This is a genomic window from Arcicella sp. BE140 (genome assembly GCF_031456255.1).
Classification (GTDB): domain Bacteria; phylum Bacteroidota; class Bacteroidia; order Cytophagales; family Spirosomataceae; genus Arcicella; species Arcicella aquatica.
Genome location: NZ_JAVDUE010000030.1, coordinates 1 through 26,691, shown reverse-complemented (window position 1 = coordinate 26,691; position 26,691 = coordinate 1). Strand labels below are relative to the sequence as shown.

The following is a 26,691-nucleotide window of genomic DNA, read 5'->3' as shown; positions in this document are numbered from 1 at the left end:
GAAATGCTTCGATACCGATTTACAGATTAAGAATAGCCATTCACAATATATTATGGACAACTTTTACCCAAAATTCGGGATGACACATGTTTTATCCGAAAGCTGACCTCCGAAATCCGACAGCCCCTACCTTATTCCGAAAGCTCTAACCATCTTAATTCTTTCTCATCCAAATCATTATTGATTTCTTCTATTTCTTTTGCCCAAGCAGTTAAGTCTTCATAACTACCGCCATTGTTTAATCGTGTCGTTAATTCTGCTTTCTTTTTTTCTGCTTTTTCGATGGCTTTGCCTAAATCTTCGTATTCTTTTTGTTCTTTGAAAGAAAGTTTCCTTTTCGTCGTTGAAACTTGAACAGAAGGTTCTAGCTTATGATTATTCGTTGAAACTGGCTCGCTTTTTACTTTTGGTTTTTCGCCTAAAGTAATTTCGTTTTCTTCCAACCATTCTCTATAGTCAGTATAGTTTCCAGGGAAATCTCTGATTTGTCCATCGCCTTCAAATACAAAAAGGTGTTCAACCAATTTATCCATAAAGTAACGGTCGTGAGAAACCAATAATAGACACCCTCCAAAGGCAATCAAAAAATCTTCCAAGATATTCAACGTTTGAATATCAAGGTCGTTAGTAGGCTCATCAAGAATCAAGAAGTTTGGATTTTTGATAAGTACTTTCATCAATTGCAAACGTCTCTTTTCTCCCCCAGACAGTTTATCAACTGCTGCATATTGAACCTTTGGTTCAAATTTGAAGTGCGTTAAAAACTGGCTTGCAGAAATGGTTTCGCCCGTTCCTACCGTCACTACCTCCGCAATATCTTTGATAACGTCAATTACTTTATCGCCTGGTTTAAAATCTAAATCGCCTTGGGTATAATAACCATATACTACGGTTTCGCCCGTAGTAATGCTACCAGAGTCTGGCTTTAGGTTTTGCGTAATCATGTTCAAGAAAGTAGATTTCCCGATGCCATTTTTACCAATAATACCAATGCGGTCTTTACGTTGGAAAATGTAAGAGAAGTTTTCTACAATCTTTTGGTTGCCAAATCCTTTATTCAATCCCTCAATTTCAAGAATTTTACTGCCTTGACGAGACATTTTTACATTCAAAGTAACTTTTGAATCATCTTTAGACTGCGAAGCTTTTTCTTTCAACTCATGGAAAGCATCAATTCTATACTGCGCTTTTGTACCACGAGCCTTCGGTTGGCGACGCATCCATTCCAATTCTGTCCTTAACGTGTTTTTTGCTTTATCAATACTTGCCGCTTCCGAGGCTTCACGTTCAGCTTTTTTCTCTAAGAAATAACTATAATTTCCACGGTAAGGATAAATCGTTCCGTTATCCAATTCAGCAATGTTATTACATACTCTGTCTAAGAAATAACGGTCGTGAGTAACCAATAGCAAGGTGATATTCTGAGCAGAAAGCGTTTGTTCCAACCATTCTATCGTTTCTAAATCCAAGTGGTTGGTAGGCTCATCGAAAATCATCAAATCGGGCTCTTCTATCAATACTTTCGCCATGGCAACACGCTTGCGTTGCCCGCCCGAAAGTTGAGATATTTTACGCTCGAAATCATGGATACCTAGTTTACCTAAAATTTGCTTTACTCTACTTTCATAATCCCAAGCATCGTGCTTATCCATCATTTCTAAAGCATCCGACAAAAGGTCTGAATCTTCTGGATTTTCCATCGCCTTTTCATACATTTTTAAGGCTTGATTGGCTGGAGAATCGCCCGTAAAAAGTGTATCCATTACACTTAATTGCTCATTAAAATCTGGATTCTGGAAAAGATACCCTACTGAAATACCTTTGCGGATACTTACTGTTCCTTCATCTGAAGGAATCAATCCTGCCAGAATGTTCATTAAAGTAGTTTTCCCTGCTCCATTTTGTCCGACTAAAGCTACTTTATCTCCTTTCGAGATACCAAAATTTATGTTACGAAACAACCACCTTTCGCTGTAGTTTTTCGAGATATTTTCTGCTGATAAATAATTCATACTACAAAGGTAGGAACTAAAGCTGTAAAAGGATAGAGAGTTGAGGGAATTAGGTAGAAAGGAATTAATTACTTAAGGTCTAGCAGTCCAAAAACTTCACTATGAGAATGGTTAATATCTATAATGTGAAAATTCAATTTGGTTTCGTTTTTAAGGATATTATAGATTGCTAACGAACGAGCATCAGAAGTCACAAAATAATTGATTGACGTTTCAGTATCTGACTGAGCAAAAAGTTTGGAATCATTTGGTATAACAGTTCTAGGTTTTAATTCTTCTCTTGTTTTACCCTTTTCGGTAAAAACTATCTTAGCAAACTCTCCTGTTCTTTTAGCATGATTCAAATTAAATGGTAATATCTGAATATTCTTTAAAGGTAACTCACTAATTGAACCCAAAACACAATACTCTGCTATAGAAATAGTAGATATTTTTAAGATAACTCCTTGTTCAAGAAAATATTTAAAATACCCTCTTGCATTAGTATGTAATGGGTCTTCATCATTTAATAATCTAATGAAGAAACTGGTGTCTAACAAAACACTATAATTCATACGTCCCTCTTAAATTAAATAACCATTCATTTGCATCAATTCCATTCCAATTCTTTTTTGCTTTACCAATTAAAGCATTGAGGTATGAATCATCATATTTAGGATTAAAGTCTATTAACTCCAAGAGCGTTAAAGTACTTTTATCAATTTCGCCTGTATCTATATTTTGTTTTCCGTATACCCTGACACCATATTTTTTATATAGCATATTTTCTTCTTGACCCTCCAAAAATGTCTTTGATGTATCTATTGTTAAAGAGCCAAAATCTGGAGTATCGATATGAATATTAGCTTTACTTTTCCCGCCAGCATTGGTAAGAGTGCCATAAAAATATAGCTCTGCATCTACCCAGATATTTTTTGTTCTAACAAAACTCGTTTGTGGGGTAATTCTTAATTCTACTTCATTTTCTTTTTTTAATGAAGTTCTAAACTCAAATTCATAGTTCTTTTGTATTGATAATGCTTGAATATTCTCAATAGCTTGAGCTGTTTTCAATTCTAAAAAGTCTATTGAATTAACATTGTTGATTTGAGTTAAAACAGCACTTAAACTGATGATAGCTTGGAGACCAGTTCTAAAGACATTCCTTACCGAACCTTCTTCAAGATTATAACTAATTAGAGGTCTGTCTTTTTTATTAATCGGATAGAGTAAATCTTCAACATTTTGCAGAAGCAAAGAAATCTCCTTTATATCATAACTTTCTGGTGAAAGCTTGATATTACCATAGTTACCAATAACTCTTATCTCTATATCTCCGAATTTTTCCATTTGTTACAAATATACAAATTTACGAAATGACAAATACTTTTGTCAATAACAATCCTTTCTGGATTTCTGTTTTCTTTAATACACCCTCCTATCAAGCCAATTCTCCATTGAACACATAAACTTTTTTTTGGAAACAAGTCAATTTATTTTTGGGTTTACGACTTAGCATAAAAGTTCTTAATCTTGTAGGTTGTAAGTATTAAAACCAAAACGAAAACTCATGTTACAATTTCTTAAATATGTTTTAGCTACCATAGTCGGATTAATAGTTTTCTCTATTGTTAGCCTTTTTATAATTATTGGTATTGCTGCCGCAGTTGGCTCTTCTAAAGCCGAAACTACGCTTAAGGATAATTCTGTTTTAAAATTAGACCTCAATCATAGCATTGTTGAAAATGTTAGCGACGATGAAAATCCTTTCAAGGATTTAGGTGGAGCATTCATGGACAATAATGAAAGCATTGGTATGGTTCAAATCAGAGAGGCTTTGAAACGTGCAGCTGTTGATAGTCATATCAAAGGGATTTATTTACAAGCCCATTACCCTCAGGCAGGCTATGCTCAATTAGAAGAAATCCGCAATGCGCTGTTAGATTTCAAAAAATCTGGAAAGTTTATCTATAGCTACGGCGAATCATTTACTGAAAAAGGATATTATGTTACCTCGGTATCTGATAAAATTTATTTGAACCCTGCGGGCGGAATGGATTTTAACGGTATCAGTGCTGAAGTAAGTTTTTATAAAGGTGCTTTAGATAAACTAGATATCAAGCCCGTAGTTTTCAGAGTAGGCGAATATAAATCAGCGGTTGAACCATATCTACGCGAAAACATGAGTGATGCCAATAAGCAACAATACTCATTACTACTAAACAGTATCAACAATCATATCTTTGAGCAAATTGCAAAATCAAGAAACATCGACGTTGCAACGTTGAAAAAGGTTGCTGATGAATTAATTGCCTACAAACCTAAAGGAGCTTTAGCATCAAAATTGGTGACAGATGTGGGATATTACGATGAATTTGAGGCTGATTTCAAGAAGAAATTAAAGAAAGAAACAGAAGATAAAATTGACTTTGTAGGTCTTTCAAAATTCTTAAAAGCAGAATCTGCTATTCCTTTTAACGAGTCTCAAAACAAAATTGCCGTAATTGTAGGTGAAGGAGCGATTATCGGAGCAAAAGCAGATAAAGGAAATATTGGCTCTGACGACTGGGTAGCTGAACTTCGTAAAGCGCGCGAAGATAAAAAAGTAAAAGCCATTGTATTAAGAATTGATAGCCCAGGGGGTTCATCATTAGCTTCTGATGTTATGTGGCGTGAAGTAGAATTAACCAAAAAAGTAAAACCTGTGATTGCTTCAATGGCAGACTACGCAGCGTCTGGAGGATACTACATGGCAATGGCGGCTGATACTATCGTTGCTGAACCAACCACCATTACAGGTTCTATCGGGATTTTTGCTCAGTTTTTCAACTTTGAAAACTTCTTGAAGAATAAATTGGGTATTACCAACGACCGTGTAAATACTAATGCTCATTCTGATTTCCCAACAGTTACGCGTGAAATGACTGATTTTGAAAAAGATTGGTTTCAAAGAAGTGTAGACGCAGGCTACGAAACCTTTACTTCTAAAGCGGCAAAAGGTAGAAAAATGACGATTGAGAAATTGAAATCATTAGCAGGCGGACACGTTTGGTCGGGAATAGAAGCAAAAGCGAATGGTTTGGTAGATGTATTAGGAGGCTTGGACGATGCGATTAAGATTGCAGCGAAAAAAGCAAAACTAAAAGATGGTGATTATAAAGCGAAGTTTTATCCACAACCAAAATCTTTCTTTGAAGAGGTTTTCGAGAAAAAAGAGGAAGAAGCACAAGCTAAAATCATGAAAGCACAATTTGGTGAATTAGCACCTTATGTAAAACAAATTCAAGACTTGAAAGCCCGTGAAGGTATCATGGCTTTAATGCCAGAAGTGATTGAATTCAAATAGATGTTGAAATATACAAAGGGCTTCTTAGGTTTTAAACCGAGAAGCCCTTTTTTATGTTTTTGGTTTTAGGTAAATTACAATCGTTAAAAGCTATTGTTAAAAACTGATAGCCGACAGCTTACATCCGATTTCCAAATTTATATTTCTAATTGATTATTCTTATGAAAAAATGGATACCCTTTTTAGCAATTGTTATCTTCTTGTCTGCTTGTACAAGCAAAGTCTCTACAGTTTTTGTGGTTCGCCATGCAGAGAAAGATTTAGTCTATAAAGGTGATGACCATTTTCGTCCTTTAAGTACTTCGGGGCATCAACGTGCTGGTAAACTTGCCAAGCGTTTAGCGAATGAGAAAATCACTAAAATTTATGCTACTGAATACCTAAGAGTTCAACAGACTGGCGACTCTCTCCGTATCAATAATCACATAGATACCACTATTTATAGCGCTAGAAATGCCCATTTTTTGGATAAAGTTGAGCCTCGTAAGAATATTCTAATCATTGGACATTCGAATACTGTTCCTGAAATTGTTAGGCTTTTGGGTGCAAACTTTGAGCTAAAAATAATTCCAGAAAGCGAATATGACAATTTGTATGTCGTAAAAATAAAAGACAAAAAACTTGTTGAGTTCAAGGCTGAAAAGTATTAGAACTTCAAGCCTAAATCTAGCGAAATCAACCCATTTTTAGTAATTAAATTGCTATAACCCTTGGTGTGATTAATTTCGGTTAAGCCTCTTTGGTATTGAATGCCAAATATAAAAGAGTCGTCTCCACCATTTATCCGCTTTTCAATCCCAAATCCTAATAACAGATTGATATCTCCCAAACTAAAAACATCGGGCTGATTTGCTACACGCTGGCTATATTGATAAAGTGGATTGGAGGTTCTATCAATGGGTTTTTCGGCAATTTTTAAATCGAACGTACCTCCAAATTGTAAATAAACAGGTGTATCTGAAAAAACTCCATCACTAAAAATCTTGAGTGTAACGGGTACTTGTAAATATTGCAGGTTATAAGCCGCTTTATTTCCTATATGCTCATCGGCAGTGAGGGGATACGTACCAAACAAATCATTATCATAAAAATTGCTTCCAACAGCATAACTAACTCCTTTGACACTATACCACAGTCCCGTACTAAAAGCATATTTTTCGGCAAAATAGCAATCTATCACAGGCCCTAAGCTCATTTTCAGGTTGATTCCCGAAGCATCAAAACTACGGAACTCCTTTGAAGCATCTACTTCGTTGAGTGTAATAGTGGGTGAAAATTTAAACCCTATTTTTAATTTATATAGCCCGTTACGATACCCTCCGCCATATCCAGAACCGTATCCGTAATTTTGAGCGTAACCTCTGGTTATCATCAACAGAATAAAAAGGACTAAAAATGCGTTTTTCTTCATAATTTTGTACTGTTAAATATGGTTTTGAAACTTAGACGAATACTACTGCTTAAAACTATTAATCTAAAAAACTTATGCTTCAAAAGTATAAATATTACATTATCCTCCTCTTTTCAAGCTTAGTTTTTGCTTGTACTTCCGAACAAGATAGTTCTTCTGAACCCGACGTTAGTTCGGTAAAAGTAAATGTAGCTATTCAACGACTTGACAAAGATTTACTTGCGTGTAAAGACAAAAATCAGTTAATAAATTTCTTCAATGCACATAAAAGCTTTGTGAGTACTTACTTTCAAGTTTTACCACAAGACTTTGATAAACTAGCTGAAAGATTACTCCCAGTAATCACCAATCAGGCTTTTCAAGACTTTTATAAACAGTCTCAAGAACCAGCTTTTTTTGGAAATACCGAGCTTGAAGATGATTTTAAAGAAGCTTTTCAGCACCTGAAATATTATTATCCTGACTTCAAAGAGCCTAAAATTATTACAATTTTTACAGGTTTTTTTGCGCAGGATATCCTAAGTAGTCCAGAATTAATAATTTCGGACTCTTTAATTATTATCGGATTAGATTATTTCATGGGAAAAAAAGGGAAATTCTTACCAGACATTTATGACTATCAATTAAGGAAAGCTTCTCCTCATGCTATTGTGCCACAAGCTGTGCTTTTACTTTCTGCCAAATATAATGCAACCAAACCTTCTGAAAAATCGTTATTAGCAGATATGGTTTGGTATGGAAAAAGTTATGTTTTTGGTCATACGATGATGCCATCAAAGGCTGACAGCCTGTTTATTGGTTATTCAGACGCACAACTAACGGACTGTTATACGTTCCAAAAAGATATTTGGGCTCATTTTATTGATAATAAATTATTGTATACCAATGAAGACCCTATCAAAGCAAAGTATATCATGGATAGACCTACAACGCCTGAGATTGGAGCATCTTGTCCAGGAGGAATCGGTCGTTGGTTAGGCTGGCGAATTGTAGGAAAATATTTTGACGAAAATGATAAACTGACGATTCAACAATTGATGAAGGAAACAAATGCCCAGAAGATTTTTGAAGAGTCTCATTATAAAGGATTACCAGACGAGGAAGAGTAATTTCTGCCGTTAGTCATCGGCTTTCGGATATCAGCTATCAGTCCGAATGCTGATATAAGGAGTAATTAAATAACCATTACTCAATCATAACTAAATTAATAGCTTTTTAGTAATTAAACCAAAAAATGGCAAAGCGAAGTAGCAATTTTGGAGCAGAGGTTTCTCCAGAAGACAAGAAAAAAGTAAGTAAAGAAGGCTTTCAGAAGGCCTTCAAGATTTTTAGATTTACCCTTCCCTATAAAGGCACATTTTTAATAGGTTTCATCTTTCTGATTCTCTCACAGATTACTACGATGAGTATCCCTTTATTGATGGGTCAGATGGTGGGATCAATCGTTTCGCCACAACAGATGCCAGACTCAGGTTCGGGAATAAGTACTGGTATGATGACGGATAAACTACAACGCGTTTTTCATGAAGCTCCAAGATTTACGTTAAATGAAGTAACCCTTATCTTTGTTGGATTACTTATTCTACAAGCCATCTTCTCATTTTTTAGAGTATATACGTTCACAAGGGTTTCTGAACAATCAATGCGTGATTTACGCAATGCCCTATATAGTAAAATCATTACGTTACCAGTTCCTTTTTTTGAAAAAAATCGTGTGGGTGAATTAATGAGTAGAATTACAACAGACATTGGTCAGCTACAAGATATCCTATCTATTACACTGGCAGAACTTTTTCGTCAAGTATTTACTTTAGTCGGTGGTATTGTATTAATCTCTTATTTATCGAGCAAACTAACGCTTTTTATGTTGCTTACTTTCCCATTCTTGGTCATTGCTGCCATTGTTTTTGGGAGATTTATTCGTAAAAATTCTAAAAAAGTACAAGACGAACTAGCCGCTACTAACATCATTGTTGAAGAAACGTTACAGTCTATCAATGTTGTAAAAGCTTTTACGAATGAAAGTCTAGAAGCACATCGCTATGGATTATCTGTTCAAAAAGTAGTAGATTATGCCTTAAAGGCTGCCACTTTCAGAGGAGGCTTTATTTCGTTTATCATTTTCGTACTGTTTGGTGGCGTAGTGGGCGTAGTATGGTATGGTGGTAATTTGGTATTGCAAGGCGAATTATCTTTCAAAGACCTTTTCACATTTATCATTTACACAGGTTTTATCGGAGGTTCTGTAGGTGGTTTGGGCGATATGTATGCCCAGATTCAGAAAACAGTAGGTGCTTCTGAACGTATTTTAGAAATTTTGGATGAAGAATCGGAAGTAAAAATTGTTGACTTAACAGCTCCGAAAACAGCCGTTATTCCATCACCTGCGAAAGCGAATGGTGAGATTGCTATCCCTAAAATTCAATACAAGAATGTTGCTTTTAATTATCCTTCTCGCCCAGATATGGAAGTGTTGAAGAATATTTCTTTATCTGTAAAATCTGGCGAAAAAATAGCCTTAGTTGGTCATTCGGGGGCTGGAAAATCAACCATTGTGCAATTATTAATGCGTTATTATCATCTTGCTAAAGGAGAAGTTTTAGTAGATGGTAAAAACATCAACACTTTTGATATTACAGAATTAAGAAAAAATATAGCCATTGTACCGCAAGAAGTAATGCTTTTTGGTGGCACAATTTATGAAAACATTGCCTATGGTAATCCAGAAGCAACAGAGGATTTGGTCATTGAAGCTGCCAGAAAAGCAAATGCTTTAGATTTTATCAATTCATTTCCTGAAGGTTTTAAAACGATTGTGGGTGAACGTGGCGTAAAACTTTCGGGTGGGCAACGTCAACGTATTGCCATTGCTCGTGCGATTTTAAAAGACCCTGCCATTTTGGTGTTAGACGAAGCAACAAGTGCACTAGATTCAGAATCTGAAAGATTGGTACAAGATGCCTTAGACCGCTTGATGCAAAACCGTACTACAATAATTATTGCCCATCGCTTGGCAACTATTCGTAATGTAGATACAATCTATGTATTGAAAGATGGCAAAGTAGCCGAAAAAGGAACACATGAGGAATTGGTCTTGATTGATGAAGGAATTTATGCTAACTTAGTAAAGTTGCAGTTTGAAAATGCAATGATAATAGAATGAAACCAGCAATAAAAGACACATTAAAATCATATAACCTTCGCCAAACAGACTGTCGTGAAGGTATTTTAGATGTTTTTATGAGCAAAGAACATGCTTTGGCTCATGCAGATGTGGAATCGCAATTAACTGAACAGTTTGATAGAGTAACGGTATATAGAACATTAAAAACTTTTGTAGATAAGGGATTAATTCATAAAGTGCTGGACGATGAGGGTAGTATTAAATATGCACTTTGTAAAGACAATTGCCATTCAGAAGACCATACTCATCACCACGACCATGTGCATTTTAAATGTACTACTTGTGGTTTAACAACTTGTTTAGATCATGTGGTGATTCCTAATTTTATTCTGCCCGAAGGATATAAACGTGTTGAGACTAATTTGTTAGTACAAGGGGTTTGTAAGGCTTGTAATCGATGACATTTAGACTAAAAGACGCTAGATTTTAGACTAGAAGACGCTAGACTAAATATTTGGACTAGAGATTACTACATTTTAGACTAGAAGGCATTAGATATTTGAACAAGAAGAATGGAGTTAGAAATAAGTTTTTCTTTGTCAGAATTATTAGGCTATTCAGAAATGGATAGCCTAATTTTGTTTATAAATATACACTAGTCCCTTCTTCCTTAAATGTTCAAATAATTATATCATTCTTCTATTTCATATTCTCCTATTTCCCGATTATAAATCTTAGTGTCTAATGTCTTCTATCTAGCCTCTTGTATCTTAAAGCAAACATCGCATAAAAAGGGCTGTTGGGCGAATATTCTTTTGATAATTTATTAATTTGGCAAATTATTACTTATTTGTGGCTTAAATCTTCATCAAATCATTAACAAATTCATGAAAAAACATTTCTTATTACTTTTTTCATTGCTTTCCGCAGGAAGTACTATAGCTCAAAGCCCGCTGTTACTTCGCCAACCAAGTATTAATAATGACGGTTCGGTAGTATCATTTTCATATCAAGGAGACATCTGGACTGTACCAAGCTCAGGTGGGAATGCGACAAGGCTTACCATTCATGAAGCCTACGAGAGTAATCCTATTTTTAGTCCAGATGGCAAGCAAATAGCCTTCTCAGGTACTCGCTTTGGCAATAACGATATTTTTGTAATACCTGCAACAGGTGGCTTGCCTAAACGGTTGACTTATCACTCAAGTCAAGATGTAGTAGCTAGCTGGACACAGAGCGATAAAATATTATTCTCTACAAGCCGTGAATTTAAACAAATTGAACGCCCACAAGAAGTTTACACGATTAGTCCCAAAGGGGGAACAGAGTCTCGTTTATTAGAAGCCGTTGGTTTCGACCCTGTGCTGTCACCTGATGGAAAATTGGTAGCCTTTGTCCGTGGAGACATTAACCCTGTAGCTCGTCAGGCTTATAATGGTAGCTCGAACAGAGATATTTGGATGTACAATACCAAAAACAAGAGCTTTAATAAAATAACCCTTTTTGATACCAACGACATCATTCCTCAATGGGGCAAGAATGGCTTACTTTACTTTTTGAGTAGCGTTGACGGAGCGTATAACTTATACCAAATCAAAATTTCGGACGAAGGCAAAGCCGTAGGAACTCCTAAAAAATTGACGCAATTTAAAGATGAATCTATTCGTCATTTTAGTATTTCAAATGATGGTAATACTATCGTATTTGAAAAAGAAATGGCACTTTTCACCTATAAAATTGCGAATGGTGCCATTGATAAAATCAATGTAATCATCAATGCAGATGAGCGTTTTGATGCATCAGAACAAAAAACATTGGCTACTGGTCTAGATAATTACAAAGTTTCTCCGAACGGTAAATTACTTGCTTATAGCATTCGTGGAGAAATTTTCATCAAGGAAGCTGATAAGGAAAAAACAAAAAGCATTAATGTTTCTAAACATGCTTTCCGTGACGTTTCACCAGCTTGGTTGAATGACTCAACTTTGTTGTTTACTAGTGACCGTAACAATGGCAATTTTGATTTGTATCTAGTAAATTCTGCTGATGGTGCTGAACGAAATATCTTCAAATCGTTGAAACATCAAATCGTACAACTTACTAAAACGCCAGACGACGAGACTTCTCCTACAGTTTCACCAGATAACAAAAAGATTGCTTACGTAAGAGGCAGAGGCAACTTTATTGTTGCTGATATTAGTGCTGATGGAAAACTAACGAACGAAAAAATCTTATCAGAAGGTTGGAATAATCCTTCAGACATCGCTTGGAGTCCTGATAGCAAATACATCGCTTATAGTCAATCTGATTTATATTATAACCAAGAAGTGTATATCAGAACTGCTGATAATTCAAGCAAATCTGTCAATGTTAGTATGCACCCACGTGGTGATAGCAATCCATTCTGGAGTGCTGATGGTTCTAAATTAGGTTTTGTTTCTGAAAGAAGTGCTGGTCGTAGTGCTGACGTTTGGTTTGTATGGTTGAAAAAAGAAGATTGGGAAAAAGAAACACAAGACTGGCAAGAAAAAGAAGCACCTACTCCTGATGCTAAACCAGAGAAAAAAAGTGTAAAACCAATCGTTATCGATTTTGATAATATTCACGAAAGAGTAGTACAAGTAACCAATTTCCCTGGAGATGAAAACGATTTTGTGATTTCAAAAGATGGTGAAACATTCTTTTATACTACATCAACTAGCTCGGCAAAAGGCAGAGATTTATACAGTGTCAAATGGGATGGGAAAGAATTAAAAGAAATTACCAAAGGTGGCAGTAATCCTAATAACCTAACATTAGATAAGGAAGGTAAATACATCTACTATACAAAAATGGGGGGTAGTTTATCTCGCGTTGATGTAAAAACGGGTGTGTCTGAACCAATGCCGTTTGTTGCCAAAATGAAAATAGACTATTTGGCAGAACGCACACAGGTATTTGAAGAAGCTTGGAGAACCATTCGTGATGGTTTTTATGACCCTAAATTCCACGGAAACAACTGGGTACAATTGCATGATAAATACAAAGAGCGTTGTATCAATGCTAGTACTTCTAATGACTTTAGAGATATGTTTAATTTACTATTGGGTGAATTAAATTCTAGCCACATGGGCTTAACCGCACCAGACCGTGCTGAAACGCAGAGAGAATTGACTGGATTGTTAGGAACAGAACTTATTCCAACGCCAACGGGTATGAAAGTAAACCATGTTGTACCAGAAACACCTGTAACAAAAATTAAGAGTGTCATTAACGAAGGCGAAACCATTACTGCTATCAACGGACAACAAGTTAGTGAAAACGAAAACTTCTATAGTTTGTTAAATGGATTAGCGAACGAAAAAGTAATCGTCAGTGTAGTTGATGCCACAGGTAAAAGTAGAGAAGTAGTAGTACGCCTTACACAAAGCATTAGTGATAACTTATACAATGAATGGGTTGAAGGCAGAAAGAAATTAGTAGAAAAATTCTCGAATGGTCGTCTAGGTTATATCCATATCAAAAGCATGGATTTCCCTAGTTTTGAAGTCGTAGAAAGAGAATTCACTGCTGCTGGTTATGGTAAAGAAGGTATTTTGATTGATGTTCGTTATAATGGCGGAGGGTCGACAACGGATTATTTAATGACTATTTTAAATTATAAACAACATGCTTATACTATTCCAAGAGGAGCAAGTGCTGATTTAGAGAAAGACAAGAAAAAATTTAGAGACTATTATCCAATAGGCGAACGCTTGGTATATGCTGCTTGGACAAAGCCATCAATTGCTCTTTGTAATGAAGGAAGTTATTCTAATGCTGAGATTTTCTCGCACGCATACAAATCTTTGGGCATAGGTAAATTAGTAGGCTTACCAACAAATGGTTCGGTAATTTCAACAGGAGGAAAATCATTAATGGATGGTTCGTTTGTTAGATTGCCGGGAAGAGGTTGGTACACTAAAACAACTGATAAAAACCAAGAGTTAGGTGCTGCCATTCCTGATGTTATCGTTGAAAACACACCAGACTGGATTGCCAAAGGAACTGACGAACAATTGAAAGTAGCAGTGGAAACACTATTGAAGGATATTGATGCTAAAAAATAAAATTGTTTAGTAAAAATGAAAAGCCGTAATCAACAATTTGTTGGTTACGGCTTTTTTATTAATCAAAAATATCATTCAAGTCTATTGTTAAATCTTCCAAAATATTAACCTTTAACTTTTCTCCTTTTTCGTAATGCTTCAATAAATGATATTCAGAAATAGTTTCGTCGAGCAGATAAACACTTATGACTTGCTCATCAGGGAAAACAACCCAATATTCTTTTACGCCAGACTCTTCATATAAATGAAACTTATCATCTAAATCTCTTTTGGCAGTCGAGCTTGAAATAATTTCAATAATTAAATCTGGCGAACCTATACAACCCCTTCTATCTATTTTTGATGGGTCGCAAATGATACATAAATCAGGTTGAACAACTGTCGTAATTTGTTCATCTAAAAGAAGATTATTGGTAGTAAGACGTACATCAAATGGAGCAGGAAAGACCTGACAAGTCTTCTTTTTGAGATAATATCCTAGCTCAACATCCAACCGATGAACCAATACTTGGTGCTGACTTAGAGGAGCTGGTGACATTTTGAATATCTTTCCTTTAATCAGCTCTATATAATCATCTAACTGCCATTTAACATAGTCTGCATAAGTATAATGCCCATTTAAATCAATATCATTTAATGACGTTATCATTTTATATTATATTAAAAGTTCTACTTATCTACTCCAATAAAGCCAATACATCATCCTTCGTCAAGGATTTTACAAAACTCTCTTCCGTTGTAATCAATTCGTTCGCTAGGCGTTGTTTGCTTTGCTGTAATGCTAATATCTTTTCTTCAACAGTATTTTTAGTAATAAATTTATACGTAAAAACAGTATTTATTTGACCTATTCTATGCGCCCTATCTATTGCTTGAGCCTCAATAGCAGGATTCCACCAAGGGTCTAAAATAAATACATAATCAGCCGCTGTGAGGTTTAATCCCAGTCCTCCTGCTTTCAAAGAAATTAAAAAAATCTGTATGTCTTCGTTATTCTGAAACTTCTCTACTTGCGCTTGTCGGTCGTGGGTACTTCCATCTAAATACGCATACGTTCTTGATTCTTGGTCAAGGCGTTCTTTGAACAGATCGAGATGCTTTACAAATTGACTAAATATCAATACTTTGTGCCCTTCTTCTAGAATTGTGTCTAGCTTTTCCATCACATCTTCCAACTTACCAGAATCTCCTTGATAATCAGGTTCGGTCATTCGTGGATGATTCGCCAATTGACGTAATTTTGTCAAGCCTTGCAACACAACCATTTGTGACATCGCCATACCTGCTTCCTCGATATGCTCTAAAATTAAGTTCCTGAAATACGATTTTGCTTCTTCATATTCCTTTTGTTGTTGCTCTGTCATCTGAGCATAATGGATGCTTTCAATTTTAGGAGGTAATTCGGTAGCAACTTGCGACTTATGTCTTCTCAGCATAAAAGGCTTGATGATGGAATAAAGCCTTTGCATTTTCACATCGTCCCCTTTTTTTTCAATCGGCACTTGAAACTCATTTCTAAAAAAATGCTGTGAGCCTAATAACCCCGGATTAATAAAAGTCATCTGTGACCATAAATCCATTGTACTATTTTCTAAAGGCGTTCCCGTTAATACTAATCGATTCCGAGAATTCAATTGCATTACGGCTTTAGTGATATAAGAAGATGGATTTTTAATGGCCTGCGATTCATCCAGAATCACATAATTAAACCGATAGTTTTTCAGTAAATCAATATCAATTCTGATGATGCCATAAGTGGTAAGGACTACATCATAATTATCAAAAACTTCAATATTTTTATCTCGATAAGTGCCTGTATAAGTCAGTATCCTAAGTTCTGGCGTAAATTTGCGTGCTTCCATCTCCCAGTTATAAATCAAGGAAGTAGGTAAAATCAACAAACTTGGCTGGTTATTCTTCTGTTCTTTTTGTGATTGTAACAATGTAAGGGTTTGAACGGTTTTACCCAAGCCCATATCATCCGCCAAACATCCGCCAAAATGATAATCATTCAGAAATCGCATCCAATCGTATCCTGCTTTTTGATAGGGACGCAAACTACCAGTAAAGCCTTTGGGTAATTGATAGGTTTGCATTTCTTCAAAATCTCTCAGTTTCTCCAACTTTCTACTCAACACTGCCGATGCCAATGACTCACTTTGTAAATCTTGCACCAATGAAAGATGGTGTTTATTCAAGATAAAGCCATCTCGTTCTGAATGATGTTCAATAAAAGCAAAAAGCTCAGAATATTGAGTAAACCAAGTTTCTGGAATCACAGCGATTTCACCATTGGGTAACGTAAATTCCCTCTTTTTCTGTAAAATCAAATTTCTGAGTTTCAGAAAAGGAATTTCAAAATCACCAAAATGAACAATCGCATGAATATCGAACCAATCATTCCCTTCGGTAATATTTACTTCAATATTTGAATACCCTAAGAAATATTTTTTAGCATCCTCTTCTACACTCTGTTCTATGGTGAAACCTGTCGCTGTTAGTTCAGCATAATTTTTCTGAATGAGTGCCAATGCATCACTTTTAGGGAGAATCATTCGCCCATTTTTCAGTTCTAAGCCCAACGCTTCAAGCTTTGCTAAAGTAGCTTTCTCAAACGTCAAATTTCTTTCTACTTTATGAAAGACATAATCGTCTCCATTTTTTTCCATACTCACATTTACTTCGGTAGAAAAACTATCGAATCTAAAAGTGAATTTCCCGTATTGAAAAGACAGGCTAATGGCTAATGTAACATCTTCTTCTTTCTGAACATCCACATCATTCGCTTCAACCAATACTGTTTGATGACTCTTTTGTTCGGCTAGGTTTAAAATAGGAATAACGGCATATTTTTCGTTCAAAATTTTAAAACCCTTCGGTCGCACATCAAACATACTGATGATAGATGTAACGAATTTGCGGTAATAATCTTCCTCAATGGTCTTGGGTATTACAATAAATTTTTTCTTTAAAAAAGGCCTTAGCTTTTTACCATCTACTTCTTTGGCAAAATGATAAAGCTTATTTTCAAGAATCATCCATGCGGGTTCGTCACAAACGATGTAGGCATTCTTATATTGAAAATCTATTTTTTCCCCTTCATATTTAATCGTAGGATAGTAATGAGTATTTTCTTCATTGCGCATAAAATGAAAAAATACCGTTGCTTTTTCGGGCAATACTTCTACTTTTTGCCAGATGGGGTTGCCGTCTCCCCCCATGATAAACAATTGCTTGCCTAGCAACAAAGGCAACATTTCTGCTTTTATTTTTTCTACATACGAGGCTATAATTTCTTGTAAAGCCTTCTCTCCTTTTTGCTGATCATATACCTTCAAGAAAAAATCAACGACTGTTCTTTTTTTTGAGCCAACGAATTTTTTATAAATATTTTCTGATTGAAGGTAATCAATGAGCTTTACTAACTGTAAATCGTTTTCGTCTAAGCCGTGTGCAAACTCGTTGATGTTTTTTATCGAAACATTTTGGTTGAGCAAAGTCAATTCTTGTTTGTCATCTAACTGAACGACAAAGGCCTCAAAGAGATAGCCGAGGTACTCGTGGTTGAGTATCGAATAAATAATCTGAAATGGCTGAGAAGTAGAAACTTTCATGATAGATTAGTCAAATTCATTTTTTTGACCAAGTAGAGGTTTTAGTTAACTAAAAAAGTTATTCAATAAAGCAAAGAAATCATTATTTTTTAAGATAATGAATCCTAAATATAGCTAAACTTGATGAGTTTTACCAAATAATTAATCACAAATTTAAGGCTTGATAATAAAAAAGTCGCTTTATTCTATAAAGCGACTTTTTTTAGTTTTAATTATTTTTTCTTCCTTCGTGCCTTTTTTGCTTCGGTTAGTAATTTTTTTGCTTCTTCTCTTTGGGAAGATTTTCGCTCAGAATCATCTATTACCTGTTTGTAATACTCTATCGCAGTATCATAATCTTGGTCTTGCGAAGCTATTTTTCCTAGGGCTATCATCGATGACCAATAATAACCAGAATTAGTCGACCCCGTTTGTTTAGCAAAGTCTATTGTTTTTTGAAAATACGTCTTTGCTTCTTTGTTGTCTCTATCATAATTCATTGCATAATAACCCAGAATATAAGCAGCATATCTACCACTCACGCCTTCATAACCAGGATAATGCTCGTCTATTTTTTGCAAAATACTTTTGGCAATGGTTTTAGCCTCAGTAACACGACCAGCAACAAAGGCACTTCTAGCATAGAATCGTTGAAAAAACGGATTGTCTGGGTACGTCTCATACGTGTATTTTGACAAATTCAACGCTTTTTCATTCATGTTTTCTAGTCCATAAATCTGTAACAAAAAGTAGCGTGCCTCTGTACGGGTATAAAAAGCATTATAACTTACCTTTTCTAACTGACTGATTCCTTTTGGTTTATCTCCTTTAGGAAACAACCAAAGTACTGGACGAAGCATGGCATAATTCTCTTTTACATAATGGAAGTAATAATTGTAAAGACCATCACCAAACATCAATTCTGGACTAAAATCAGAGAAACTTCTTGACCTATCAAGGTACTTTAGTGCATTTTTTGCGGCAAAAGTAGCCTTCGTCCAATGTTTTCTTTCAGAATGCAAACGTCCTTTAAAAGCATAGGCTGCCGCCATGAAGAAGGCCGCCTCGGGGTTTTCAGAATCATCCCATATTTTCTCAGCCTTTTCAATACTTTTATCCATGTATTCTATACATCGCTCATCGTAAATGACATTTTCAGTATTAGGCACAATTTTCCACCACTCCATCAATCCCAATAAAAATTCAGGGAGCGGATGGTCGGGATATTTTACTTTCAAATAATTAAACTCGCGTTCGGCTTCATAAAACTTGAAATTATACATGTGATTAATAGCCTGTGTCGCCTCTATTTGTACTTCTGTCGTAAGCAAAAGCATTCCTTTTGAACGTTCCTGTTCTGCTTTCTCTGTATCTTTCCACCATTGTGCGTTAGCCATTTGCTGTTGTGAAACCAACAAACTGCACAAGAGGAATACTTTTATATAAATCGATAAATCAAATACTTTTTTCATGGTGATTGTCTTTTCTGGATGTAAATTTAAGGAAATTTTAAGTATTGCTCTAACGAATGATACAACGAAAAGCATTATTAAAAAGTGTCATTTATCCAGATATTCTATTCACAAGAGTAATTACTTGCTTTCTAATGATTTGGCGAGCTCTATAGATTAGCGTATTTTTACAAATTAGAAATCAAGTATTTATGAAATCCACGATACAAGTACACGATAAACATTTTGAAGTATTTATCGAACAAAGCATTTTAGAAAAGCGCATCAATGCCCTTGCTACTGAAATCAACCAAGACTATACAGGAAAACAACCTTTGTTTTTAGCTATTCTGAATGGCTCATTCATGTTCGCTGCTGAACTGATGAAATCTATATCGGTAAGTTGCGAAATCACTTTCTTGCGAGTTTCTTCTTATCAAGCAACAGCATCTACAGGGAAAGTACATCAGATTTTGGGCTTAACTGAAAATATAGAAAATCGAGACATCATCATTATTGAAGATATTATCGATACTGGACTAACGATGGTTGAAATCAAAAAACAATTGTTGGCTCAAAATCCAAGTTCTTTGTCAATTGCTACGCTTTTTCAAAAACCAGAAGCTTTAAAAGTGCCTATTGATGTGCAATATGTCGGATTTGATTTGGAGAATAAATTTGTATTGGGCTATGGGTTAGATTATGATGGATTAGGAAGAAATCTGGCAGATTTGTATGTATTGTGTGAATAGTGCAGTACAAAGCTTTAGACTATCGCTAAAGAACAAGGATGCGTTTGGTACAATAGTTGCATTATAATACTTGTATATCGAAAAGAAAGGTCTCATAACTGATGCTCAGCTTGTTACACACAATATTCTATATTGGAATATTGTTATAAAAAAGCAAATATTATTAATTAAATTTGTGGTTCGACAAATAAATCACTAATGAGTAAAGGCGTATTATATTTTGAGCTAACAACCCCCGTTGAAGACAATAGACCCGTATTTATTTCAGGGAGTTTCAACGAATGGCTGCCCAATAAAGAAGAATTCCGTTTAAACAAAGTTGAAGACGGAAAATATGAATTCAAGTTACCAGATAATATCAAACTGCCAGAAAGCTTTGAGTATAAATATACCAAAGGAGGATGGAATCAAGTAGAATTAGATGAATTTGGTAAACCTACAGCCAACAGAATATCTAAAGTAAAAACAGGAGTTCTAAAAGACTTTGTACCACACTGGCGACTAGATGGCGAAAATCTTTCGGGGGATTTAATGCCTGAAATCCGCTTAATTTCTGATGCTTTTGAGATGCCGCAGTTTGATAGAAAGCGTGCTGTATATATCCTTTTGCCTCATAATTACGAAACATCCGACAAACACTATCCTGTAATTTATTTACAAGACGCTCAGAATTTATTTGGCGGAGGTTCTGTATTTGGAAACTGGGGAATTGATAAGCAATTAGCCGTTTTGGCAGCTCGTGGGCATGGCGATATCATTGTTGTGGCAGTAGCACACGGTGGTGAACAACGCTATCAAGAATATTCGCCCTATAATAACCCAAAAATGGGGAAAGGACAGGGTAGAAAATATACTCAGTTTTTGGCTAAAACGCTAAAACCATATATTGACAAAAACTTTCGTACACGCCCAGAAAGAGAATTTACGGGTATTGGCGGAAGCTCGCTAGGAGGCTTAATCAGTATTTATTCAGGCTTGATGTTTCCAGAAGTATTCGGGAAGTTGATGGTTTTCTCGCCATCACTGTGGGTTTCACCTAATATTTACTTTGATGCGATTGATTTCATTTCACATTTGCCAACCGACATTTATGTATATGCGGGTGGTGACGAAGGAACGATGATGTTACCAAATGTGGAAAAACTAAAGCAGACTTTCCAGAGACAAGGCATCAGAAAAACGGATATTCATCTTTCGTATGACCCTGATGGAATGCACAACGAAGACCAATGGGGCAAAGAATTCCCTAAAGCGATAGAGTGGTTATTCTATAGTTAGTCATTCATGAAAAATTTAATCTTCAAACGGCTCATTTATTTACATTTTTGTAAGTAGATGAGCCGCTTTTTTGTTTTTATGTTTTATGAAATGTTATGGCATTTAGGTTTGTTATACCATTAGATAACTTACAGCATATCATTGCTGTAAATTATTAAATATCCTATATTTTTGCTTATTGCTGTCAGTCCTTTTTTATGAGTATATTTTGTTAATATTCAGGTAAATTATCCATTATGAATCGTATAGAACAATTAAGTAAAATCTCGTCAATAGAACAATTTGATTTGTGCATCATAGGTGGCGGAGCAACAGGTGCAGGTATTGCATTAGATGCAAGCCTAAGAGGTTTAAAAGTATTGTTAATTGATAAAGCTGATTTTGCAGGTCAAACTACATCTAAGTCTACCAAACTTATTCATGGTGGAGTACGCTATCTTGAGCAAGCTGTAAAAAAATTGGATTGGGAACAGTACAAAATGGTACAAAAGAGTCTCCATGAAAGAGATACCCTTATCAAAAATGCCCCTCATCTCACTCGTCCATTAGCCTTATTAACGCCCTGTTATTCTTGGATTGAAGGTATTTACCTCACAATTGGCTTAAAACTCTATGAATGGATAGCAGGTAATCATGGTATTGGTGCTAGTAGATGGCTATCAAGAAAAGAAGCGTTGAAAACCATTCCTGAACTAAAAAAAGAAAACCTAACCTCCGCAGTATTATATTACGATGGACAATTGGATGATGCCCGTTATTGTTTAGCGATTATCCAAAAAGCAGAAGCCTTGGGAGCAACCGTTTTGAACTATGCCGAAGCCCTTCGGTTTGAAAAAGATAATGAAGGAAAGCTAACTGCTTTGACGATTAAAGATAATGTGAGCAATAATACATTAACTGTTCAGGCGAAAGTATTTATCAATGCTACGGGGCCTTTTGCAGACCATATTCGCAAGATGGCTAACACAAAATTGAAACCTCGGATGAAAGTAAGCAGAGGGGCTCACATTGTTTTGCCTACCAGTTTGATGAAAAATGAAACTGCTATCTTAGTACCCAAAACGGATGATGGAAGAGTATTGTTTATCATTCCTTGGCAAGACCATTTGTTGGTAGGTACAACCGACGAAGAAGATAAACTTTCTGAAAATCCAGACTTAGAGTCATACGAAATTCCGTACTTATTAAGTTATGTAAATCGTTATTTAGAAAAAAACGTAACACCCGAAGAAATTACCAGTGGTTTTGCGGGACAAAGACCATTGCTCGGAAAAGCTGAAAAAAGTTCTGATACCAAATCGCTAGTTCGTGACCACGAGGTGGAGATTGACAAGAGCAGTCAATTAGTAAGTATCATGGGTGGAAAATGGACTACCTATCGCTTAATGGCTAAAGACACCATTGACCATATCTATGAAACCATCTGGCATAAAGAACCTGTACTTTGTACATCTGAACATCAATTATTGCATGGTGCAGAAGGGTATCATTTTGAGGATTGGCAACAACTTGTCAGCCAATATCATGTTTCCCCAACAATAGCACAGCACTTAATGAAAAAGTATGGTTCATTGGCAGCAACAGTATTAAGTTTAACGAACAATCAGCCTGAACTGAAAGAGTTGGTTCATCCTAATCATCCATTTATCAAAGCTGAGATTGTATATGCTATCCAAGAAGAAATGGCTGTTACTACCCAAGACGTGCTAAACAGGAGGTTAGGATTAGGATTAAGAGACGCGCAAGCCGCCAAAGAATCAGAAGGTTTGGTAGAGGCTTTTTTAAGTACTGGAAAAACATTTATCAATCATCAAAATATTAGTAATTAATCAATAATTTACAACGCTCTAATTTATTCAATTACCTAATTAACTATCAAAAACACTCTTTAAAATGTATATAGGCTCTATTGACCAAGGGACTACCAGTACCCGCTTCATCATTTTCGACAAACAAGGCAATCAAATTTCTGTCGGACAAAAAGAACATTCTCAGATATATCCACAAGCTGGCTGGGTAGAACACGACTCGGACGAAATCTGGAGCAATACACAGGAAGTAATCGGGCTAGCATTGGGCAAAGCCAACCTTTCACCTTTAGATATTGCAGCGGTAGGCATTACCAATCAACGAGAAACAACAGTAGTATGGAATAAATTCACTGGTCAGCCTTATTACAATGCCATTGTATGGCAAGATACCCGCGTTGGCAACATGGTAGCAGATTTAGCCAAAGAAGGCGGAGCCGATTGTTTCCGCGAAAAAACAGGCTTGCCTCTGGCTACTTATTTCAGCGGTTTGAAGCTAAAATGGCTTTTAGAAAACGTTGAAGGACTGAGAGCAGATGCTGAAGAAGGAACGGCTATTTTTGGGAATATGGATACGTTTATCATTTGGCATTTAACGGGCGGAACAGATGGCGGAATCCATATTACCGATGTAACCAATGCGAGTAGAACCCAATTGATGAATTTGAAAACCTTAGCTTGGGACGATGAGATACTCCAAAAATTAAATATTCCTAAAGCAATGTTGCCAGCCATAAAATCAAGCAGCGAAGTTTATGGCGAAGCTCGTGGAGTACTTTCGGGCGTACCTGTAGCAGGAGATTTAGGCGACCAACAAGCGGCCTTAGTAGGACAAACCTGTTTTGCCGCTGGCGAAGCCAAAAACACTTATGGTACAGGTTGTTTTATGTTGATGAATACAGGCGAGAAAATAACGCCTTCGACTTTTGGGTTACTCACTACGGTAGCGTATCAATTCGGAAATCAGCCTGTAAAATATGCTTTGGAAGGCTCGGTTGCCATTACGGGGGCATTGGTACAGTGGCTTCGTGATAATTTAGAAATCATTAAAAATAGTGCGGAAATTGAAATATTGGCAAATGCTGTAGAAGATAACGGAGGGTGTTATTTCGTCCCTGCTTTCTCTGGTTTGTATGCCCCTTATTGGCAAGCAGATGCCCGTGGTGTAATTGTAGGACTGACACGCTATGTTACCAAAGCCCATATTGCAAAGGCCGCTTTGGAAGCTACCGCTTATCAAACCTTAGAAGTATTAGAGGCGATGGAAAAGGATGCGGGCATTGAAATTTCTTCGCTAAGAGTAGATGGCGGGATGGTAGTAAACGAAACGTTAATGCAATTTCAGGCAGATATGGTAGATGTCCCTGTGGTTTGTCCTGCTATGATAGAAACCACCGCTTTGGGTGCTGCTTATGCCGCAGGATTAGCCATTGGCTATTGGGAAGACCTAGAAGACTTGAAACAAAACTGGGGTATTGCACAAACGTGGACTCCTAATATGGAGGCATCAAAAAGAGAAAAACTTTATCATTATTGGAAAAAAGCCGTCACTCGTAGCTTTGAGTGGGAAGAGTAATAAATCCGTAGCACGAGTTTTCAACTGGGTCACATTAATTTGACGAGTTGAAAACTCGTGCTACTGTTTAAATTATAGCTTAACAATCGTTTTCCCCACAGCTTTTCCTTTCAACATCAAATCTAATTTGTCAGGTACTTCTTCTAAGGAAATTTCATGGGCAAGCAATGCTAAATTATTTGGTTTCCAGTCTGTCGCTAATTTTTGCCAAATGTTCTGTCGTAAAGGCATTGGGCATTCTGCTGAATCTATTCCAAACAATGTATTGCCACGCAAAATAAAAGGTAATACAGTAGTATGTAATTCAGCAGAAGCTACTAATCCACAAATGGCTGCCGAACCACCATACGTTAAAGACTTCAACGCTGTTGCCAAAATATTCCCGCCAACGGTATCAACCACCCCTGCGTAAACAGATTTTAACAATGGTCGCCCCGACTGGTCGTCTAATGCTTCTCTTCCGACTATTTCTCTAGCGCCTATTTTCTTTAAAAAATCAACGGCTTCAGGTTTCCCTGTGACTGCTACAACTTCAAAACCTAATTTTGCAAGCATCGCAATGGCTAGCGTTCCTACTCCCCCCGTCGAGCCTGTTACTAATACTTTCCCTTTTTCAGGATTTAATCCATGATTAAGTAACGCATTGATGCACATACCAGCCGTAAAACCAGCCGTTCCGTTAATCATGGCTTCTTTTAATGTTAATCCATCAGGCAATTTCACAATCCACTTGGCTGGTACACGAATATATTCTGCCAAACCTCCAGCAGTATTCATCCCTAAATCATAGCTAGTAACTATTACTTGGTCTCCTACCTGAAAATCAGCAGAATCACTGGCTTCAACGACACCTGCGGCATCAATGCCCGGGGTATGTGGATAATTTTTGCTTACACCTTTATTTCCTACTGACGACAAGGCATCTTTATAATTCAAGGCTGAATACTCTACTTTTATTAATACTTCACCTACAGGCAAATCTGAAATCTCTCTTTGTATAATAGTCTTGACATACTGCTTCTCAGCATTTTCAGAAATCACTAAGGCTTTAAAAGAATGGCTCATGGTTTTGTGTTTGTTTGATGAAACAAGCTATATTTATATTGTAAACCTCTACAAAAAAACATTGAAAGTCAAGTAGTTACAAACCTTACAGTTACTTACAAAAAGTACAGTTCTTCTGATAATCAAGTACTTAATTTTATGATACTAGAAAAAAACTATATCGAACACGATTGTCCTTCGGATGTATTTATGAAAATCCTGAAGGGAAAATGCAAAACCACCTTGATTGTTTTAATAAAAAAAGGGATAAACCGTTTTGGCGAAATGAAAAGAACATTGCCAACCATTAGCGAAAGAATGTTAGCCAAGCAATTAGACGAACTTGAAGCCGATGGTATTTTAATAAGGACAGTCTTTGCCGAAGTACCCTTGAAGGTAGAATATAGTTTAACGGAATATGGCGAAACACTATATCCGATTGTAAAGGAAATTAGGCGTTGGGGTAGAATCCATCAAGAAAAAATATTGAAAATAAATGTATAATTGATTTTTGCACTGACATACTGTTGTCAGTAAGCCCTATTTACTTTGCATTGTTAACAAAAAACATAAACCTCAAAATATAAATTAACATGCAAGTACAAGTAAAAGAAATACCTGCTCAGAAGTATTTTATCTATCGTACAGAAACTACGCTTTTAAACGTAAATGCTATTGCCGTGCGTGAGATTGACACGCTGTATGCTACAGCAGGACAATTGGGCTTAGACACCTCAGCACCTCTTGAGTTTATCTATTGGGGAGCTACAGGCGATGTAGAAAAACCATTTACATTGGAAATTGCATTGCCTGTGGGAAATCAAACAGTAGAAGTTCCTTCACCTTATGAACTAGTTGAACATCCTGCTTTCAAAGCTTTCGCCTATACCCATTATGGCGATTTTAGCAACATTATGCCTGTTTATAAAGAGCTTTTCAACAATTTATTCGCACAAGGCCATAAGCCAACCACCCAAACGAGAGAGGTATATATCAAGTGGGTAGATTTGACTTCTTCTGAAAATGTTACGGATATTTTATTGGGAATTGAGTAGTTAAAGTATCAAAAACAGTAGCACGAGTTTTCAACTCGTCAAATTTAATGACTACACGAGTTGAAAACTCGTGCTACAAAAAACATGTGTCATCCCGAATTTTGGGTAAAAGTTGTCCATAATATATTGTGAATGGCTATTCTTAATCTGTAAATCGGTATCGAAGCATTTCGG

At 36.1% G+C, this 26,691-nt stretch carries 20 protein-coding genes; 12 read left to right on the top strand and 8 right to left on the bottom strand.

Annotated features, from left to right (window positions below):
* Window positions 1-131: 131 nt before the first annotated feature.
* From J2Y60_RS24530 to J2Y60_RS24520, 3 genes are all read right to left on the bottom strand, one after another.
* Window positions 132-2,012, bottom strand: coding sequence for an ABC-F family ATP-binding cassette domain-containing protein (locus J2Y60_RS24530; protein WP_309924697.1), 1,881 nt, complete (start codon window positions 2,010-2,012; stop codon window positions 132-134).
* Between the two features lie 68 nt (window positions 2,013-2,080).
* Window positions 2,081-2,566 (bottom strand): hypothetical protein, encoded by a 486-nt coding sequence (locus J2Y60_RS24525; protein ID WP_309924696.1) that lies wholly within the window; start codon window positions 2,564-2,566, stop codon window positions 2,081-2,083.
* Window positions 2,556-3,341 carry a hypothetical protein gene (locus J2Y60_RS24520; RefSeq protein ID WP_309924695.1) on the bottom strand — a complete coding sequence of 262 codons (786 nt, stop codon included), beginning with the start codon at window positions 3,339-3,341 and terminating at the stop codon, window positions 2,556-2,558. Before J2Y60_RS24520 ends, J2Y60_RS24525 begins: the two co-directional genes overlap by 11 nt.
* A 220-nt stretch (window positions 3,342-3,561) precedes the next feature.
* Here J2Y60_RS24520 and sppA point away from each other — a divergent pair, with 220 nt between their 5' ends.
* Both sppA and J2Y60_RS24510 read left to right on the top strand, forming a co-directional pair.
* On the top strand, window positions 3,562-5,337 hold the full coding sequence (gene sppA, locus J2Y60_RS24515; protein WP_309924694.1) for a signal peptide peptidase SppA: 1,776 nt from the start codon (window positions 3,562-3,564) through the stop codon (window positions 5,335-5,337).
* A gap of 161 nt (window positions 5,338-5,498) precedes the next feature.
* Window positions 5,499-5,987, top strand: coding sequence for a phosphoglycerate mutase family protein (locus tag J2Y60_RS24510; protein WP_309924693.1), 489 nt, complete (start codon window positions 5,499-5,501; stop codon window positions 5,985-5,987).
* Here the strand turns inward: J2Y60_RS24510 and J2Y60_RS24505 are convergent.
* Window positions 5,984-6,748 (bottom strand): outer membrane beta-barrel protein, encoded by a 765-nt coding sequence (locus tag J2Y60_RS24505; protein WP_309924692.1) that lies wholly within the window; start codon window positions 6,746-6,748, stop codon window positions 5,984-5,986. The two genes, J2Y60_RS24510 and J2Y60_RS24505, sit on opposite strands and share 4 nt — an antisense overlap.
* 74 nt (window positions 6,749-6,822) lie before the next feature.
* Here J2Y60_RS24505 and J2Y60_RS24500 point away from each other — a divergent pair, with 74 nt between their 5' ends.
* From J2Y60_RS24500 to J2Y60_RS24485, 4 genes are all read left to right on the top strand, one after another.
* The gene (locus J2Y60_RS24500; RefSeq protein WP_309924690.1) at window positions 6,823-7,857 is read left to right on the top strand and encodes a gliding motility protein; all 1,035 of its coding nucleotides are present in this window, start codon (window positions 6,823-6,825) and stop codon (window positions 7,855-7,857) included.
* 125 nt (window positions 7,858-7,982) lie between these two features.
* Complete coding sequence (locus J2Y60_RS24495) at window positions 7,983-9,911, top strand: ABC transporter transmembrane domain-containing protein (RefSeq protein ID WP_309924689.1); 1,929 nt, start codon at window positions 7,983-7,985, stop codon at window positions 9,909-9,911.
* A complete protein-coding gene (locus J2Y60_RS24490) occupies window positions 9,908-10,333 on the top strand; it encodes a transcriptional repressor (RefSeq protein WP_309924688.1) in 426 nt (141 codons plus the stop codon). Before J2Y60_RS24495 ends, J2Y60_RS24490 begins: the two co-directional genes overlap by 4 nt.
* Before the next feature lie 426 nt (window positions 10,334-10,759).
* A complete protein-coding gene (locus J2Y60_RS24485; protein WP_309924687.1) occupies window positions 10,760-13,960 on the top strand; it encodes a S41 family peptidase in 3,201 nt (1,066 codons plus the stop codon).
* A 58-nt stretch (window positions 13,961-14,018) separates the two neighbouring features.
* On the opposite strand, the gene J2Y60_RS24480 is transcribed toward J2Y60_RS24485, so the two are convergent.
* From J2Y60_RS24480 to J2Y60_RS24470, 3 genes are all read right to left on the bottom strand, one after another.
* Window positions 14,019-14,609: a Uma2 family endonuclease gene (locus J2Y60_RS24480; protein WP_309924686.1), complete on the bottom strand. Its 591-nt coding sequence runs from the start codon at window positions 14,607-14,609 to the stop codon at window positions 14,019-14,021.
* A 28-nt stretch (window positions 14,610-14,637) separates the two neighbouring features.
* Window positions 14,638-17,574, bottom strand: a complete 2,937-nt coding sequence (locus J2Y60_RS24475) for a DEAD/DEAH box helicase (RefSeq protein WP_309924685.1) — start codon at window positions 17,572-17,574, stop codon at window positions 14,638-14,640.
* Window positions 17,575-17,786: 212 nt separating this feature from the next.
* Window positions 17,787-19,025 carry a tetratricopeptide repeat protein gene (locus J2Y60_RS24470; RefSeq protein ID WP_309924684.1) on the bottom strand — a complete coding sequence of 413 codons (1,239 nt, stop codon included), beginning with the start codon at window positions 19,023-19,025 and terminating at the stop codon, window positions 17,787-17,789.
* A gap of 191 nt (window positions 19,026-19,216) precedes the next feature.
* On the opposite strand from J2Y60_RS24470, the gene hpt reads away from it, so the two are divergent.
* The 4 genes from hpt (at window position 19,217) to glpK (ending at window position 24,418) form a co-directional block, all read left to right on the top strand.
* Window positions 19,217-19,756: a hypoxanthine phosphoribosyltransferase gene (hpt, locus tag J2Y60_RS24465; protein WP_309924682.1), complete on the top strand. Its 540-nt coding sequence runs from the start codon at window positions 19,217-19,219 to the stop codon at window positions 19,754-19,756.
* A gap of 198 nt (window positions 19,757-19,954) precedes the next feature.
* Window positions 19,955-21,034, top strand: coding sequence for an alpha/beta hydrolase-fold protein (locus J2Y60_RS24460; RefSeq protein ID WP_309924681.1), 1,080 nt, complete (start codon window positions 19,955-19,957; stop codon window positions 21,032-21,034).
* A 236-nt stretch (window positions 21,035-21,270) separates the two neighbouring features.
* Window positions 21,271-22,863 (top strand): FAD-dependent oxidoreductase, encoded by a 1,593-nt coding sequence (locus tag J2Y60_RS24455; RefSeq protein ID WP_309924680.1) that lies wholly within the window; start codon window positions 21,271-21,273, stop codon window positions 22,861-22,863.
* A 64-nt stretch (window positions 22,864-22,927) separates the two neighbouring features.
* Window positions 22,928-24,418: a glycerol kinase GlpK gene (glpK, locus tag J2Y60_RS24450; protein ID WP_309924679.1), complete on the top strand. Its 1,491-nt coding sequence runs from the start codon at window positions 22,928-22,930 to the stop codon at window positions 24,416-24,418.
* 72 nt (window positions 24,419-24,490) lie between these two features.
* Here the strand turns inward: glpK and J2Y60_RS24445 are convergent, their stop codons facing one another.
* Window positions 24,491-25,483 (bottom strand): YhdH/YhfP family quinone oxidoreductase, encoded by a 993-nt coding sequence (locus J2Y60_RS24445; protein WP_309924678.1) that lies wholly within the window; start codon window positions 25,481-25,483, stop codon window positions 24,491-24,493.
* A 138-nt stretch (window positions 25,484-25,621) separates the two neighbouring features.
* Here J2Y60_RS24445 and J2Y60_RS24440 point away from each other — a divergent pair, with 138 nt between their 5' ends.
* Both J2Y60_RS24440 and J2Y60_RS24435 read left to right on the top strand, forming a co-directional pair.
* A complete protein-coding gene (locus J2Y60_RS24440; protein WP_309924676.1) occupies window positions 25,622-25,966 on the top strand; it encodes a helix-turn-helix domain-containing protein in 345 nt (114 codons plus the stop codon).
* Between the two features lie 89 nt (window positions 25,967-26,055).
* Window positions 26,056-26,517, top strand: a complete 462-nt coding sequence (locus tag J2Y60_RS24435; protein ID WP_309924675.1) for a GyrI-like domain-containing protein — start codon at window positions 26,056-26,058, stop codon at window positions 26,515-26,517.
* Window positions 26,518-26,691 lie beyond the last annotated feature (174 nt).

What these genes read in the sequence shown, in the direction of transcription:
- J2Y60_RS24530 (WP_309924697.1), bottom strand. Translation starts at nt 2,012, where the DNA reads ATGAATTATTTATCAGCAGAAAATATCTCGAAAAACTACAGCGAAAGG.
- J2Y60_RS24525 (WP_309924696.1), bottom strand. Translation starts at nt 2,566, where the DNA reads ATGAATTATAGTGTTTTGTTAGACACCAGTTTCTTCATTAGATTATTA.
- J2Y60_RS24520 (WP_309924695.1), bottom strand. Translation starts at nt 3,341, where the DNA reads ATGGAAAAATTCGGAGATATAGAGATAAGAGTTATTGGTAACTATGGT.
- sppA (WP_309924694.1), top strand. Translation starts at nt 3,562, where the DNA reads ATGTTACAATTTCTTAAATATGTTTTAGCTACCATAGTCGGATTAATA.
- J2Y60_RS24510 (WP_309924693.1), top strand. Translation starts at nt 5,499, where the DNA reads ATGAAAAAATGGATACCCTTTTTAGCAATTGTTATCTTCTTGTCTGCT.
- J2Y60_RS24505 (WP_309924692.1), bottom strand. Translation starts at nt 6,748, where the DNA reads ATGAAGAAAAACGCATTTTTAGTCCTTTTTATTCTGTTGATGATAACC.
- J2Y60_RS24500 (WP_309924690.1), top strand. Translation starts at nt 6,823, where the DNA reads ATGCTTCAAAAGTATAAATATTACATTATCCTCCTCTTTTCAAGCTTA.
- J2Y60_RS24495 (WP_309924689.1), top strand. Translation starts at nt 7,983, where the DNA reads ATGGCAAAGCGAAGTAGCAATTTTGGAGCAGAGGTTTCTCCAGAAGAC.
- J2Y60_RS24490 (WP_309924688.1), top strand. Translation starts at nt 9,908, where the DNA reads ATGAAACCAGCAATAAAAGACACATTAAAATCATATAACCTTCGCCAA.
- J2Y60_RS24485 (WP_309924687.1), top strand. Translation starts at nt 10,760, where the DNA reads ATGAAAAAACATTTCTTATTACTTTTTTCATTGCTTTCCGCAGGAAGT.
- J2Y60_RS24480 (WP_309924686.1), bottom strand. Translation starts at nt 14,609, where the DNA reads ATGATAACGTCATTAAATGATATTGATTTAAATGGGCATTATACTTAT.
- J2Y60_RS24475 (WP_309924685.1), bottom strand. Translation starts at nt 17,574, where the DNA reads ATGAAAGTTTCTACTTCTCAGCCATTTCAGATTATTTATTCGATACTC.
- J2Y60_RS24470 (WP_309924684.1), bottom strand. Translation starts at nt 19,025, where the DNA reads ATGAAAAAAGTATTTGATTTATCGATTTATATAAAAGTATTCCTCTTG.
- hpt (WP_309924682.1), top strand. Translation starts at nt 19,217, where the DNA reads ATGAAATCCACGATACAAGTACACGATAAACATTTTGAAGTATTTATC.
- J2Y60_RS24460 (WP_309924681.1), top strand. Translation starts at nt 19,955, where the DNA reads ATGAGTAAAGGCGTATTATATTTTGAGCTAACAACCCCCGTTGAAGAC.
- J2Y60_RS24455 (WP_309924680.1), top strand. Translation starts at nt 21,271, where the DNA reads ATGAATCGTATAGAACAATTAAGTAAAATCTCGTCAATAGAACAATTT.
- glpK (WP_309924679.1), top strand. Translation starts at nt 22,928, where the DNA reads ATGTATATAGGCTCTATTGACCAAGGGACTACCAGTACCCGCTTCATC.
- J2Y60_RS24445 (WP_309924678.1), bottom strand. Translation starts at nt 25,483, where the DNA reads ATGAGCCATTCTTTTAAAGCCTTAGTGATTTCTGAAAATGCTGAGAAG.
- J2Y60_RS24440 (WP_309924676.1), top strand. Translation starts at nt 25,622, where the DNA reads ATGATACTAGAAAAAAACTATATCGAACACGATTGTCCTTCGGATGTA.
- J2Y60_RS24435 (WP_309924675.1), top strand. Translation starts at nt 26,056, where the DNA reads ATGCAAGTACAAGTAAAAGAAATACCTGCTCAGAAGTATTTTATCTAT.